A 15,540-nucleotide genomic window follows, 5' to 3' on the forward strand; every position below is an offset into this window, starting at 1 on the left:
ATTTTAACAAAATAACAAAAAAGCCTAGTCATCGGAATGACTAGGCTTCGCCTTATTGAGTGCAATTTAGCAAATGACTCACTCAGCTGTGGCTTTTTTAGGTGGACGGCCACGCGGGCGACGAGGGCGGCTAGATTTCTCTTTTTCCGCTTTCGCTGCTTCATCTTCAAGTTCTGCTTCTGTTGCTGCTGGCTTTTGTTCAGCTTTTTTAGCAGCTTGAACAGGTTCTGCAACGGTTTCAGTTACGGCTTCAACCTCAGCAATTACAGCAGGTTCAATGGCTTCAGCTTCAACTGGTGCAACTTCTGCGACAACTTCAGTACTAGCAAGTTCTAAGGGTTGTTGCTCAGGTGCAGCTACTGCCGTTTCTTCTGCAACAATCGTTGTTTCTGCTGGTTTCACTTCTTCTTGCGTTTCAGTGTGTTCAACAGGTGCTGCTGGAGCAGCAGTCGATGCAACATGTGCTTCTTTCGCTTGTTCCGCAGCAAGTTTAGCCAAACGACGACGTTCACGTGGATCATTGGCAACACGAATAGCCGCAGCTTCAGGTGGTGTTAATGCTAACACTGGCGCTGGTTCAGCTTCTTCAGTCGACTTTTGACTTGGAAGCTCAGCATCACGTGTTACAGGACGCTTTTCTTCCTCAACCGCTGTTTCTACCACTAAAGAGCTTGCATATTGTTCAGCAAACTTTTGTAGGGCACGGTTAAACGTAGTGATCAAACCAAATTGCTCAATCAAAATGGTGCAATCTTCACCGTAAACATGACGAATCAAGCTACCCAAGGTGTATTGACCCAACGCTGGAATTTGCGATGGTGCAATTTTGGGTACAACAACTGCTTTCTGAGCTGATTGATGACCACGTTGACGACGGCGTGAACGTGGGTCATTACTGGCACGTTTCACCGGTGCTTGAGCAGTCTCTTCTACCGCAGCAGCAGGTGCTTCTTTCGCAACCACGGGTTCTGCTTGAGTTACAGGTTTTTTCTCAGCTTTTTCTACAACAGTTGTTGCAACTTCTGCTTTTGCAGCTGGCGCATTGGTCTGTTGTGGCGTCAATGCAACAATTTCGCTTTGACCTTGATCAATATTCACAACCAGTGCTGTGTTCATTGGTTCGCTACGTGGCGCATCGACTACATCCACTTTGATTTGTTGTGGATTTGCTGGTGCTTCAGTTGCAGCAGGAGCTTCATTCAATACGCTTTGATCGCGATGACGATTTGGGCGATTTGGACGTTGCTGGTTACGGTCACGACGTGGCAACGGCGCAGACTCATGACCTTGAGCAGCATCATGATGTTGTTGCTGGTTTTGAGACTCTTGTGGTTGTTGGCGTTTTTGTTGACGCTTTAACTCACGTTGCTCTTGGCGCTGTTCTTGGCGTGACAGTTGAACCACTTCTTCATGCACTTGATTTTGTTGTTCATGTGCATGTGCGTGTTGTTCACGCTGTTCTTTGTGCTTGCGCTTCTTCTGGTTTTGATTTGGACGATGAGATTTTTCGTCTTTCTCAAAAGTTTCACGCGCTTCTTGTTTCACAGGATTTTGTGAAATATAAGCATTGTTTGCGGTCGCTGCTGGTGCAGCAGTTTCAGCTACAACTGGCACGTTGACTTGACCAAACTGGCCACGGCTTACCGCACCGTTATTCACCATTTGTTCAATCGCTGCGGCTGCATTTTGAGCAGAACGGGATTGATCAGTGGTTTGAGCTTGTTTTTGAACAAATAGGTTCTCTAACCAAGCGCAAGGGCTAGCTGACTTTTGTGTGCTTGCTTGAGTTTGTTTTGCTTGAGCGGCCTGTTGCTGAGCAGCGCCTTTCTTCTGTGGTGCAGCAGCTTGGTTTTGCGCAGCAGGCGCATGGTGATGCTCTGCATCTTCCAAATGCCAGTCTGAAGACTCATAACCCAATTCTTTTTCGCTAGAACGAGTGGCTTCAGTACGCTCATAACTTGAAGGTGCAAAACCATCTGGATTGAACTGGATTTGGTAGTGTGGTGTTTCCAAGTGTGGGTGCGGTAATACCGTCACACGAACATTTGAAGTTTGTTCTAAGTACACTAGGCTGTGACGCTTTTCATTCAATAAGAAGGCTGCGATTTCAACAGGCACTTCAACTTGAACTTCACCTTGGCGTTCACGTAAAGCAATTTCTTCAACCTTACGCATGATTGAAAGTGACAACGAACGTAAGTCACGCACCATACCCGTACCATGACAGCGTGGGCAAACGTAACCTGTGGCTTCTTCTAAAGAAGGACGTAAACGCTGACGGCTCATTTCCATCAGACCAAAACGTGACAGTTGACCGAATTGGATACGTGCGCGGTCACTTTGTGTCGCTTCACGTAATTTCGCTTCAACCATACGCTGGTTACGGTCTTTGGTCATGTCGATGAAATCGATGACAACTAGGCCACCGATATCACGTAAACGCAGTTGACGTGCGATTTCTTCGGCTGCTTCTAAGTTGGTGTTTAACGCCGTTTCTTCAACATCATGACCACGGGTTGATTTCGCCGAGTTAATATCGATTGAAACCAAGGCTTCGGTTTGGTCGATGACGATTGAACCACCAGAAGGCAGTTTTACTTCACGTTCATAAGCCGTTTGGATTTGGCTTTCAATTCCAAAATGAGCAAACAATGGCTCATTCAAGGTATAGGTTTTTAATTTGTCTAACTGACGTGGCATCACTGCTTTTACGAAATTATACGCTTCGTTATAGGCTTGTTCGCTATCAATCAGGATTTCAGCTACGTCATCACGTAAATAATCACGGATCGCACGGGTCACCACACCTGCTTCTTGATGCACCAACATCGGTGATGGCCCAGAGCTTGCTGAACCTTGGATTTGTGCCCAAAGGTCAAGTAAGTGTTGCAAGTCGAGTTGAAGCTCTTCTTGAGTACGGCCAATCCCCGCAGTACGAACAATCACGCTCATGCCACGCGGTACATTTAAAGAGGCTAAAATTTCTTTCAGTTCTTCACGTACTGAACCTGAAATTTGACGGCTGATACCGCCACCTTTCGGATTGTTCGGCATCAGAACTAAGTAACGGCCTGCAAGCGAAATAAAGGTTGAAAGCGCAGCACCTTTGTTGCCACGTTCTTCTTTTTCAACTTGAACCAGTAATTCAGTGCCTTCAGTAATGAGTTCACGAATATTTGAAGTTTGACGAGGGTCAGCTTTGAAATACGAGTTTGCAATTTCTCGCATAGACAAAAAGCCTTGACGCTGTGCGCCGTACTCAACGAAAACCGCTTCTAAAGACGGTTCAACGCGAGTGACATGACCTTTATAGATATTTGATTTTTTTTGTTCGCGTGTACGATTCTCTAAATCGAAATCGTAAAGACGATTACCAGTGATAAGTGCAACGCGAACTTCTTCGGCGTGGGTTGCATTAATCAACATACGTTTCATGGGTGTGACACCTAATAGTGATGCACACAAACAACAAGCCCAATATTTTTGAGCAAACATCTCATTGGCGCGATCAAGACTCAGAAGCAACGTTGTGTAGGTCGCTCTGAAACCACTGACTGTAAATATCCAGCTGTGGGCTCTGATACGGTTATTTCGATGTCAGCAATATTGCTTCAATCTGGAATCCGTTGATATTTCATGGCATGTCTTACATCTGTGAAATATCACTAGATCCGACATAATCAAAGTTTCCTGTACGCTTCACTGGCGGGTGAGCGGTGCATTGGATGGTGACTTTCACTGTCATTAAGCATTGAAGTCGATCCATCTGGAAGTCTCGATACGGAATGATCATCGTATCTCTGCTTAGCAGTTCCAATGCATCAACGCTTTAGCCTGAATGCGACATCAGGGAGCAAATTGTCTGATGTGGATCAGTTTACGTTTAATAACCAGCAAATTGCTGGCGACATATTTTTTCTGAACAAACTGTATGTGCTGATGCACAATTAAACGCAACAGTTTGCCATTTTGCCGATATAATAAGCCTTCGGCGTCGGCATAATTCTTTAGGACCTATCCGAGTTGTTGGTGAATATCTCATCGATTGAAAATTTTATCTAAATAAAATTTCTGATTTGATGCTCACTTACGGCGGTATCCGTGCGCTGAATATATCAAACCTTGCAGCATCTGCCTATGGGCTAAGTTTAGGTTTCTTGTGAAATAACTTAGCTAAATGATCATTTTTTAATCATATTTAGCAAATCTTGGATTAATCGAGCGTATGAATTCTACACAACAATGGCAAAGTGTCACTTGGTTTGACGTGGATGAGCATCAAGACGGGCAGCGAATAGATAATTTTTTATTTACCCGATTAAAAGGTGTACCGAAGAGTCGAATCTATCGTTTGATTCGTGAAGGACAAGTACGCGTAAACAAAAAAAGAATAAAAGCCGAAACGCGATTGAACATTGGCGACCAGATTCGGGTTGCACCAATTCGTTATGAACAAAAGGATGAAACGGCTGCTCCAGTAAGCGATAGCGTAGCGCAAAGTTTACTCAGTCGTGTGGTGTATGAGGATGAAGGGCTGTTGGTGATCAATAAACCCTCAGGGATTGCGGTACATGGTGGCAGTGGTGTGGCTTATGGCTTGATTGAAGCCTTGCGTGCCGCAACTGGTAAAAAATATCTGGAGCTGATCCATCGTATTGACCGTGATACCTCTGGTTTGGTGATGATTAGTAAAAAGCGCAGCACTTTAAAATTACTGCAAGACTTATTGCGTGAGCATAAGATTCAAAAAACTTATGCCGCAATTGTCAAAGGTCAAGTCAGCCTAGATCAGCAAATGATTGATGCACCCTTATTGCGTTATGAACTGGCCAATGGTGAGCGTCGTGTTCGTGTGACCAAAGAGGGTAAGCCGAGCAAGACGGACTGGAAAGTGGTTGAACGTTTTAAAGCCGCGACTTTGGTGCATGCATCACCACTCTCGGGTCGTACCCATCAAATCCGTGTGCATGGTCTCAGTATTGGTCATCCTTTGGTTGGGGATGATAAATATGGTCATAATACGGCCTATACGGGTCCAGAAGCCCGCCGTTTGTGCTTACATGCGATGCGTTTAGATATTCCAAACTATCCAAGCATTGAAGCGCCCATGCCTGAAGATATGCAACAGGTGATCGATCAGTTGAGAAAGCAGAAATGAGTCAAAATATCGAACTGGTGATTTTTGATTGGGATGGCACCTTATTCGACTCGGTTGGGCAAATCGTAGCAAGCTTGCAATACGCAGCACAGCAATTTGAACAACCGCTGACGGATGAAGCTGCAAAAAGTATTATTGGCTTAGGTTTGCCTGAAGTCATGCAAATCCTGTTTCCACAAGTTCCGCATTTACAGCAAGATATTTTGCAATGTTATGCAGACCATTATGTGGCAAACTCCAAAGGGGATGCGTGGTTTAGCGGCGTTGCAGAGTTGCTCGCGGATTTAAAACAGCAAGGTTTAAAGCTTGCTGTGGCAACAGGCAAAAGTCGTAAAGGCCTAGATCGGGTTTTGGCACAAACCAATAGTGATGAGATCTTTGATATTACCCGTGCTGCCAGTGAAACCAAATCCAAGCCAGATCCATTGATGTTGCAGGAAATTTTGACTGAAATGGATGTCACTGCTGACCGTGCTGTGATGGTGGGGGATACCAGTTATGACTTGGAAATGGCACAAAATCTGAATATGCCACGGATTGGGGTCAGTTATGGGGTGCATAGCATTGAAACCTTGCAGCAATATCAACCCTTGACCATTGCGCACAATGTGCAGGATCTACATGCTTATTTGCAAAGTGTGTTGAATGTGGCTGCCTTAACCGAGAGTTAATTTATCCGAATCAGATGAAACGACAATGATGGGAGGGTTCGTATTCCCATCATTCATAATAACAATAGGGATCGTATGAGTCGTTCAATCCGTTTACTTAATCTATTACAGCTGCTGAGAGAATATCGCTATCCGGTGACCGCGCAGGTGTTGGCAGAACGTTTACAGATCAGTCAGCGTAGTGTCTATCGCGATATTGATACCTTGCGTGAGCAAGGCGTTTGTATTGATGCAGCAGCTGGATTGGGTTTTCAGCTGAAACAAGATTTCCTATTACCACCGATGACACTGAATGAAACCGAAATCGAAGCGATTTTCTTGGCTCTGAACTGGTTGAACGATATTCCTGATCTGGCCCTAAAGTCGGCTTCAACGGCTGTGCTTGCCAAACTGAATGCAGTTTTGCCAGAGCGCTGCCAGCACATGCTAGAACACACGACATTAAGGTCAATCAATGTCTGGTTACCTGTAAATGAAGCTTTGGTGGAGCAGGTGCGCTTAGCCATCCGCCAGCAAGTCAAAATTGTTGTCGATTATGCGGATGAGCAGCAACGGGTCAGTTCCCGTACATTGTGGCCTTTTGCATTGGGTTATTTTAATGATCGAATTGTACTGGCAGCATGGTGCGAATTACGTCAAGGTTTTCGTCATTTTAGAATTGATCGCATTCAGCAATTGGTGCTGAGCCAGGAGCTGTACCCACAATTCAAACAACAACTCTTTCAACGCTGGTGGACACAGGAAGTGTGTCGTTCGACTACTGACAAAAACTGACAATCAAAACACTTACATTGAAATAAGAATAACTCACCAAGGAAATATCAAAATGGCTCTTCAACTTTATACCAATAATTTTTCGCGTGGCGTCGTGGTTGATTGGTTGCTGATCGAACTGGGCATTGAATGCGAGCGTATCGAAGTGGCTTTTCAAACTGAGATGAAAACGCCTGAATATCTGAAAATCAATCCTTTTGGCAAAGTCCCTGTGCTGGTCGATGGTGATGTGGTGGTGTATGAGCTGGATGCAATTTGTGCTTATCTGGCGGATAAATTTGCGGACAAAGGATTGGCACCAGCACTGAATGACCCCAAGCGTGGCGTGTATTATCGTTGGTTATTCTTTATTTCAGGGCCGTGGGAAGCTGCTTCGACCAATAAAATGCTCGGTGTGGATGTCGCACCTGAGCAAAAATCTTCTGTTGGATATGGGGATTATCAGGATGCCTACAATGCCTTTGTGCAAGGACTGAGTGAAGTTGATCCCTATTTATGTGGCAAGCAGTTTACGGCCGCGGATGTCACGGTTGCAGCCATGTTATTTTGGCAGCTAAAAATGGGGGAGATCGAATCGCATCCTGCAATTGAGCATTATCTGGACAACATGAAACAAAGACCAAGCTATCAAAAATTTGCTGAATTTTTTAGTAACGCCTAAGCTGAAAGTTTCCTCATCCAATAAAAAGCCGATTCGTTCGGCTTTTTATATTTACTCTTCTGGTTTGAGATTGGTGATGAGATCGAATGCAAATACCCGTTGAATCTCTTCAATGAACTGTTGTGTTGCCTCACTTGGGTCTTGTTTTTGATAGCTGATAAACACATCTAGACAGGGCAGCGGGTGGTTGAGCGGTCTGACGACGATTTGGTCAGTGGCTAATGCTTGGATATAGGCCGGTAAAATGGCACAACGATGCCCTGAATGCACCGCTTGAATAGCCTCTGCAATGGTGCTGGCTTCATCGATACTTTGAAAATGAATTTGCTGCTGTTTAATGTATTGGGTAATGATTCGTGCCAAAGGTTGAGACAGCTTGTGGGTTAAAATGGTCAGAGGTAAGTCCTGTAATTGGGCAATGTTGATCTCTGCATGCTGTGCTAAAGGATGTTGTTTGGGCAGCATAAATACTAAAGCTTCTTTGAGGACCAATTGACTTACAAATGCTTCATTTTCAAATTTTTGATTAATAAAAATCAGGTCTAAATCGCCTTTTTTAAGCTTATTGATTTGATCGCTTTCTTTGAGATTGAGCGTTCGAATTTGCAGTTTGGGCAGGCGGACTCTTAAACGTGGCAAGATATAAGGAAAAATCCGAATCTCGGCAGAGGGCACAAAACCGATTTTTAAGCATTGCACTTTGGCCGCAGCCACCTGTCGTGCCATGGTCACCGCTTTGTCTGCCTGTGTGAGCGTCAGGCGAGCTTGTTCGAGGAAAACCTGACCTTCATCGGTTAGTTCAACTTTACGTTTGGTGCGATGTAACAGTTGCACACCAACATCATCTTCGAGGTCTTTGATTTGCTGACTGAGAGAGGGCTGAGACGTGTGTAGTTTGAGTGCTGCTTTACTGAAACTCAGCTCCTCAGCGACGGTAATGAAATAGCGTAAATGACGTAATTCCATAAGACGGGTCCAAGAATGTTTTATTATTGTTTTGCTTATGATAGTGAGAAAATCATACTGTTGCCGCATTATATCTAAGCTTGTTTTATATACAATATGCTTTTTTCTAAAATATAAAAAATAGCAAAAATGAGTTATTTCTACTTGGGACTGAATTGTCATTATGCCTTATTAGTTCGGTAAAATTGTGTTGACTCAGCGAGAGAAAATCAACATATGGCATAAGCTTATGTTAGGATCAAAGACCGATGTTAGAAACTGGAATAAAACGAGAATCCTAAAAAAATCATTACGATTTAAAAGGCGATCGCATTAAAAAATAGTCCATGACCTAAACGGTATACCAAACCATTCACCTCATGCGATGAGATTCCACCAAAGAAGACCTACATGAAAGATAAGCCGACATTAACCTACCAATTGCCGACACAATCTTGCTTGAGCCATACTTGGGGGAAACCTCCTTTTCCACATGAGGCTTCTGACCATTGTGGCATTGACCGTTTTTATAATTTACAGAAACCCTTAACCCCATTTGATCGTAAAGGATTGTTAAAGTGGCTGGCGACACGGCAGTCTTATACTTGGAATGTAGACCGTTCACATGAATGGACTTTGCGTAATCACATGCTGGAACTGCCGCAAAATCGACCACATGCCGATTTGAATGACTGGCAAATTTGGTTTGTGGGACATGCCACGGTGCTTATTCAGATCGGTCCTTATAATTTCCTGACCGATCCCGTCTGGTGTGAGTATGTCAGTCCGAAACAGGGCAATGGCCCACGCCGTGTCTGTCCTGCGGGAATTGCCTTAGAGCATTTGCCAAGCATTCATGGGGTGTTGTTAAGCCACAATCATTATGATCATATGGATTTGGCAACTTTAGAATGGTTACATCAGAAATTCGAAATGCCGATTTATACGGGCTTGGGCAATGGCTATTATTTACCTAAGCATTTACATGTGATTGAAATGGATTGGTGGCAGGAAATTCCGTTTCATGATGAGTTGAAGATCGCGTATACACCTGCGCAGCATACTTCTGGGCGTGGGGTGAGAGATCAAAATCGGGCTTTGTGGGGCGGTTTCTCCCTACTCGCCAAAACAGGCCATTGTTTCTTTGCGGGTGATACCGGCTATTCCACCCACTTTAAACAGATCCATGAACGTTATGGTGACGCGCGAGTGGCGTTATTGCCGATCGGAGCATATGAGCCACGCTTGCTGATGCGTTATGTGCATATGAATCCGCAAGATGCTTTTCATGCCCATTTAGATCTGCATGCCCATCGTTCTTTGGCGATACATTACCGTACCTTCCAGCTTACGGATGAAGATCGTGATGCGCCTGAACATGAACTGCAGCAAGCCATGAAATCGTCTTCAAAATTGGTGAATCCATTTTATTGTATTCGTGAAGGGCACTTTATTCGGGCTTAGCGTTTTGTAGTGCTTTGATACACCACAGTGAAATCACCGAAAGACTTGCCAATGCAATATTCATGACCACAGGATTGAACGCCTGATAGATCTTGTCTGGATAAATCACTAAAACGACAATCAATAAGCCAATCAGGCTGATGATGTTGAGCCCGTGCAGATATTTATGTTGCATCCATAAAAAAAGACTACCAAAAATGATTTCGGCGAGACCTGAAAGTGAAATCATCCAAGCAATATATGATGGAGCGATATTGAGTTGCTGCCAAACATAGTGCTCATCTTGCACCTGAAAAATTAACTTGGGAATCAGGCCCTGATACATCCAAAGGCTGGCAATCACCCACTGAGAAAACCTTAAGATCTGCTGAATGGTTTGGTTTTCGCTGTTCATGTGACAATTTCATCCACGAGAAAATGCTGCTGAATATCTGGGGTCACGACATAGCATTGTTCAGTTTTACCAAACAGGCGATAGCGATTTAAGGCGATACGGCGATAAGCAAAATCTCGGATGGCTTGAGGCACAAGACGGGCATATTTCAAGCTGCGATAAGGGAAATTCAGTCGCTGCATAATACGAAGAAAGGCCGTCGATTCGGTATAGCATTGACCTTTTTCTAGTAACAGCATGGTTTCAATCTGGTCAGTTGGGAAGTGATATCGCGTTAATAACTGCTGCCCCAGATTGGATTGCACCGAGACCAGTTTGAATTGGCAGTGTGGATCATGCTTGATCATAAAATCTGCCCAAGCTGAGCATAGCACGCACTCTGCATCAAACAGAATAATGTCATGGTTTTGGATTAGGTGTTCTAATGATTTCAGCATATTTATTGTTCTAATTGGGTGTTGAATAAATTGTCACTCAACTGCATTAAAAAAGCCATCCGAGGATGGCTTTTTATTTCAATATTTAAGGTTTACAGAAAACTAGGTAAATGACGGGCTGGATCGGTTTCACGAGCAGCTTGAGCATCTGCAACGGTCATGCCTAATGCTTTCGCTACACCTTCACCATAAGCAGGATGGCAAGCATAGCAATTACGGATATGACGATACTTGATGAAGTCTAAGGCATCACCCATGGCACGAGCCGTATTACCAAATAATGCATCTTGTTGTTCAGGTGTCATCAATTCGAACAAGGCACGTGGTTGGCTGAAGTAGTCATTATCATCTTCACGGTAATCCCAGAAATCAGCATCACCATTAATTTTTAATGGCGGTTCTTTGTACTGAGGTTGCTCTTGCCATTGACCAAAGCTGTTTGGTTCGTAGTGTGGTAAGCCGCCATAGTTGGCATCGGTACGGCCTTGGCCATCACGGTGATTACTATGTACAGGGCAGCGTGCAGCATTGACTGGAATTTGTTGATAATTCACACCCAAGCGATAGCGTTGTGCATCGGCATAGTTAAACAGGCGTGCCTGTAACATACGGTCTGGAGAAGCACTAATGCCTGGTACTAGGTTACTTGGAGCAAAAGCAGATTGTTCAACATCCAAGAAGAAGTTCTCAGAATTTCGATTTAGTTCAAATTCACCAACTTCAATCAGTGGATAATCACCGTGAGGCCATACTTTGGTTAGATCGAATGGGTGATACGGAACTTTCTCGGCATCTTGCTCGGGCATGATTTGCACGAAAAGCGTCCATTTTGGATAGTCTTGACGTTCAATCGCATCAAATAAATCACGCTGATGACTTTCACGATCTTGACCCACCAATTCACCAGCTTCTGCATCGGTTAAGTTTTTAATCCCTTGTTGCGTTCTAAAGTGGAATTTTACCCAGAAACGTTCATTGGCAGCATTAATGAAGCTGTAGGTATGGCTACTAAAACCATGCATATGACGATAGCTTGCAGGAATACCACGATCAGACATCACGATGGTCACTTGATGTAACGCTTCGGGTAGTAAAGTCCAGAAATCCCAGTTATTGGTTGCGCTACGTAGGTTGGTTTTAGGATCGCGCTTAACGGCCTTATTTAAATCAGGGAATTTACGCGGGTCACGCAAGAAGAATACAGGGGTGTTATTTCCCACCATATCCCAGTTACCTTCTTCGGTATAAAATTTTAAAGCAAAACCACGAATGTCTCGTTCTGCATCTGCTGCACCGCGTTCACCTGCAACCGTGGTAAAGCGCGCGAACATCTCGGTTTTTTTACCAATTTCGCTAAAGATTTTAGCGCGGGTATATTGCGTAATATCATGGGTGACGGTGAATGTACCAAATGCACCAGAACCTTTAGCATGCATACGGCGCTCAGGAATCACTTCACGGACAAAGTTGGCAAGTTTTTCATTTAGCCATAAATCTTGGGCTAATAACGGTCCTCTAGCGCCAGCGGTCATACTATTTTGGTTATCAACCACAGGTGCACCAAAATCAGTGGTTAAGTGGCTATAAGGACATTTTTTATCGTCTTGGCTCATATTCTATCTCCATCAAGATGACCTGTGAGCTAGGTCACCTCAATTGTTTGACCGTTCAAAGATATGAATGCTTAACTGTCTCATGTGCAAATTGGGTATCGAAATATCAGATGCCTAAGTGCGATTTATAATGATCAAGTTCACATCCTTTGTATTTTTACTCTAGGTTGATGAAAGCTTTTTTTCCAATGGATTAAAGTTGATGTCATAAATGCTTTATTCGATTGAAGCTGTCTAAATCTTAAACATGAGCTGCGTATTTGTGGATATAAAAATTGTTAAAAAAAGATAAAAGATAATTTAAAAATAAAGACTTACTACTTTGCTTGGTTTTAACGAAAACTGAATCGGACGCTAGATTAATTAAATTTGAGAGCCACCATTTTTGCTGAAAAATAGCGCCTTTACCTGTTGGAGTTATGTAAAAAGGCCCAGAACGGTTTCTGTTATGGTTTTTGTTGTGTATAAAAGTTAATCAATTGCTTGGGGTTTCTGACATCGAAAGCTGAGTAGAAAATATGTAAAGCTTTCATATTTTAACGTTTGCTATGTTATTTTGGATTATCTTTAAAGAGATTAAAAAAATGAAAAAACTAGCATTAGGTTTCGGGTTGTCTTTAACTGTTTTAGCAGGTTGTACTTCCATGCCACAAAAAGATGAGACTAAAGCAAATTCCTTGAAGGTTGAGTTTGTGGGTCAAGGTAGTTATGCCGTAACTCCGCAACAGGGCACCGTAAGTTTATATGCCGTGGACAGTCAGATCGCGGATGTTCCAGCAACCTTGATTCAACAGAAAAAAGTTGCAATCTCTCAAGTACCATTTAGCGTTGATTTTACCGTCCCAGCGGATCACCGTCAGCGCATTCAGCCACCAGTCCGTGATGATGCTAAAATCAAATACTATGTGACTTGGGAATCAGATGCCAAAAATTTAACAGGTAAAGATGCCATCGTGATTGATTATGATCGTCAATTTCCAAGCGTGAGTTTGAATGGTGCTAAACAGCAGATTTACCTGCGTTCAGCAAAATAAAGAGATGTATTGAAAAGGGCGACGGTGTTGAACGAGTCGCCCTTTTTTATACTTGGTTTTACAGCGAAATATCTATTTTAGACATTGAGCATGCGATTGGATTTGACCATATCCGCCAAGCCGTGAGTTTTGAAATAATGTTCCAACCAGCTTTTAATCACCAGTGGGTTATTCATTTGCAGTACATCATCCAAGAGTTTTTTGGCATCACTCATTGGGACATGGCAAATCGCTTTGCGGACTCTCAGAATATTGCTTGAGCTCATCGATAAAGTATTGAAGCCCATTGCCATCAATAGAATGGCCGACAGCGGATCTCCCGCCATTTCACCACAAACACTAACTGGTTTTTGATGGATATGACAATCTTCAACTAAGCGCTTTAAGGCACGTAGTACTGATGGGTGGAAATGTGAATAAACGTTGGCGACATGTGGGTTATTCCGATCGACTGCCAATAAGTACTGGGTTAAATCGTTAGAACCCACCGAGAAGAAATCAACCAGTTCGGCAAATTCATCAATCTGTAACAGCACACTCGGTACTTCGACCATGATGCCGATTTTCGGTTTGGTGATTTTGACTTGCTCTTCTTCTTGTACTGCAATCCAGTCACGTTCTAAGAGATAGAGTACTTCTTCAACCTCACTGACGCTGGTCACCATCGGCAATAAAATGTGTAAATTATTTAGGCCAATACTGGCTTTGAGCATGGCACGAATTTGTGCAGAAAAAATTTCAGGATGATCCAGCGTAAAGCGTAAGCCACGCCAACCCAAAGCCGAATTTTCTTCTTCAATACTGAAATAAGGAAGGTCTTTATCCGCACCAATATCAAGGGTACGCATGATCACAGGCTTGTTGGCAAAATGGCTAAGCTGTTGGCGGTAAATGGCACGTTGTTCTTCTTCACCAGGGAAGCGTTCACGTAGCATGAATGGAATTTCACTACGATAGAGTCCCACACCTTTGGCGCCACGTTGTACACCACGAACCACATCAATCATCAAACCGGTATTGACGAATAAAGGAATGGATACACCATCTGGGGTAATTGCATCTTTGGTTTCGTATTGCTTCAAATCTTTGGCGATTTGCTCTTCTTCTTTTTGAACTTCTTTATAGCGCTGACGTAGACGACGTGGTGGATTGACGAAAACACGCCCTTGATAAGCATCTACAATCATCTCGATATCATCGAGTGTGGTAATCGGTAATTCGGTTACCCCGACCACAGTTGGAATGCCCAAAGCACGTGCAACGATGACCATGTGCGAGTTGGCAGCGCCTTCAGAAGTGACAATCGCTGCGATATTATCGACGGGTAATTCGACCAAGGCTGCGGTACTGATCTCTTCGCCAATCAAAATGCTGTCTGGGCTGAGTTCACGGTGACTGGTATCATTTTCTTGCAAGCAAGCCAAGATTCGGCGGCCAAGATCTTTCAGATCAGAGACACGTTCACGCAGATAGTCATCTTCCATTTGTGCAAACAGCGCCACATGTTTATCGATGACTTTACGTACAGCACCTTGTGCCCAACTGCCTGCACGAATATGGTCTTTAATTTCGCTTGGTAAGGCATTTTCATCTAACATGCGCAAGAATACGCTGAACAGCGCACGCTCTTCTGACATCAGTGAATCTTGCATTTTGTCATCAAGCGATTGTATCTCTAAACGTACTGCTGCAATGGCTTGATCGAGTAATTCCAATTCATCGCTGATGTCCTCGGCTTCACGATCAGGAATTGCAGCGAGATCAGCAGGGGGATAAAGTACGATGGCACGACCGAGAGCCACACCGCCAGCACCCGATACCCCTTGGAAGGTTTTATAGCTTGGCCCGTTGCTAGGTTTACGGAATACATCAATATTGCCGACCGCATGTGCATGGGCGATTACCCCTGAGAGTTGTGCACACAAAGTCACCAAAAAGGATTCCGCCGCTTCACTGAAGTCTTGTGATTCTTTATTTTGAACGACTAATACGCCCATCACCTTACGGCGATACATGACAGGAACGCCAAGGAAGGAGTTAAATAGTTCTTCACCTGTTTCAGGCAAATAGGCAAAGCGTTCGTGTTTGGGCGCATTGTCTAAGTTAACAATTTCTTCACGTTGCCCCACCAAGCCAACCAAGCCTTCACCGACACTGAGCGATACGGTGCCAACTGCCTCAGCTTTTAATCCTTTAGAGGCCATTAACACGTAGCGACGATTACGCTCGTCCAATAAATAAATTGAACAGACATCGACATGCATGGCATCGGCCACATGATTGACCATAATGTCCAAGGAATCATGCAAACTGACGGACGCATTGATTTCTTGCACAATGCGTCTAAGCGTGTCGAGTTGCATGTTTGACATGGATGTTTACTCCAATT

Annotated in this window: 13 protein-coding genes; 6 read left to right on the forward strand and 7 right to left on the reverse strand. The window is 43.8% G+C overall.

Features of this window, described 5'->3' with window-relative positions:
• Positions 1–78 precede the first annotated feature (78 nt).
• Positions 79–3,435 (reverse strand): Rne/Rng family ribonuclease, encoded by a 3,357-nt coding sequence (locus tag NG55_RS14755; protein WP_023270881.1) that lies wholly within the window; start codon positions 3,433–3,435, stop codon positions 79–81.
• 211 nt (positions 3,436–3,646) lie between these two features.
• Complete coding sequence (locus NG55_RS21040) at positions 3,647–3,793, reverse strand: hypothetical protein (RefSeq protein WP_016542393.1); 147 nt, start codon at positions 3,791–3,793, stop codon at positions 3,647–3,649.
• A 432-nt stretch (positions 3,794–4,225) separates the two neighbouring features.
• Between NG55_RS21040 and NG55_RS14760 the strand changes: the two genes are divergently transcribed.
• The 4 genes from NG55_RS14760 to NG55_RS14775 all read left to right on the forward strand — a co-directional run bounded on the left by NG55_RS14760 (position 4,226) and on the right by NG55_RS14775 (position 7,264).
• On the forward strand, positions 4,226–5,158 hold the full coding sequence (locus NG55_RS14760; RefSeq protein WP_016542394.1) for an RluA family pseudouridine synthase: 933 nt from the start codon (positions 4,226–4,228) through the stop codon (positions 5,156–5,158).
• A complete protein-coding gene (locus tag NG55_RS14765) occupies positions 5,155–5,829 on the forward strand; it encodes an HAD family hydrolase (RefSeq protein WP_016542395.1) in 675 nt (224 codons plus the stop codon). The genes NG55_RS14760 and NG55_RS14765 overlap by 4 nt, the downstream gene beginning before the upstream one ends.
• A gap of 75 nt (positions 5,830–5,904) precedes the next feature.
• On the forward strand, positions 5,905–6,603 hold the full coding sequence (locus NG55_RS14770) for a helix-turn-helix transcriptional regulator (RefSeq protein ID WP_065343676.1): 699 nt from the start codon (positions 5,905–5,907) through the stop codon (positions 6,601–6,603).
• A gap of 52 nt (positions 6,604–6,655) precedes the next feature.
• Complete coding sequence (locus NG55_RS14775) at positions 6,656–7,264, forward strand: glutathione S-transferase family protein (protein WP_016542397.1); 609 nt, start codon at positions 6,656–6,658, stop codon at positions 7,262–7,264.
• A 51-nt stretch (positions 7,265–7,315) separates the two neighbouring features.
• Here NG55_RS14775 and NG55_RS14780 read toward each other — a convergent pair whose 3' ends face one another.
• Positions 7,316–8,230 (reverse strand): LysR substrate-binding domain-containing protein, encoded by a 915-nt coding sequence (locus NG55_RS14780; protein WP_065343677.1) that lies wholly within the window; start codon positions 8,228–8,230, stop codon positions 7,316–7,318.
• A gap of 390 nt (positions 8,231–8,620) precedes the next feature.
• Between NG55_RS14780 and NG55_RS14785 the strand changes: the two genes are divergently transcribed.
• Positions 8,621–9,673 (forward strand): MBL fold metallo-hydrolase, encoded by a 1,053-nt coding sequence (locus tag NG55_RS14785; RefSeq protein ID WP_065343678.1) that lies wholly within the window; start codon positions 8,621–8,623, stop codon positions 9,671–9,673.
• On the opposite strand, the gene NG55_RS14790 is transcribed toward NG55_RS14785, so the two are convergent.
• The 3 genes from NG55_RS14790 to NG55_RS14800 all read right to left on the reverse strand — a co-directional run bounded on the left by NG55_RS14790 (position 9,660) and on the right by NG55_RS14800 (position 12,117).
• Positions 9,660–10,067, reverse strand: a complete 408-nt coding sequence (locus NG55_RS14790) for a DoxX-like family protein (RefSeq protein WP_065343679.1) — start codon at positions 10,065–10,067, stop codon at positions 9,660–9,662. The two genes, NG55_RS14785 and NG55_RS14790, sit on opposite strands and share 14 nt — an antisense overlap.
• On the reverse strand, positions 10,064–10,504 hold the full coding sequence (locus NG55_RS14795) for a thiol-disulfide oxidoreductase DCC family protein (protein ID WP_023270876.1): 441 nt from the start codon (positions 10,502–10,504) through the stop codon (positions 10,064–10,066). The genes NG55_RS14790 and NG55_RS14795 overlap by 4 nt, the downstream gene beginning before the upstream one ends.
• A 92-nt stretch (positions 10,505–10,596) precedes the next feature.
• Positions 10,597–12,117, reverse strand: coding sequence for a catalase (locus NG55_RS14800; RefSeq protein ID WP_016542402.1), 1,521 nt, complete (start codon positions 12,115–12,117; stop codon positions 10,597–10,599).
• Between the two features lie 584 nt (positions 12,118–12,701).
• Here NG55_RS14800 and NG55_RS14805 point away from each other — a divergent pair.
• Positions 12,702–13,151: a hypothetical protein gene (locus tag NG55_RS14805; protein ID WP_065343714.1), complete on the forward strand. Its 450-nt coding sequence runs from the start codon at positions 12,702–12,704 to the stop codon at positions 13,149–13,151.
• A gap of 77 nt (positions 13,152–13,228) precedes the next feature.
• On the opposite strand, the gene ptsP is transcribed toward NG55_RS14805, so the two are convergent.
• Positions 13,229–15,523 carry a phosphoenolpyruvate--protein phosphotransferase gene (gene ptsP, locus NG55_RS14810; protein WP_016542404.1) on the reverse strand — a complete coding sequence of 765 codons (2,295 nt, stop codon included), beginning with the start codon at positions 15,521–15,523 and terminating at the stop codon, positions 13,229–13,231.
• Between the last annotated feature and the right edge of the window lie 17 nt (positions 15,524–15,540).

The sequence above is a fragment of the Acinetobacter gyllenbergii genome, assembly GCF_001682515.1.
Taxonomy (GTDB): Bacteria; Pseudomonadota; Gammaproteobacteria; order Pseudomonadales; family Moraxellaceae; genus Acinetobacter; species Acinetobacter gyllenbergii.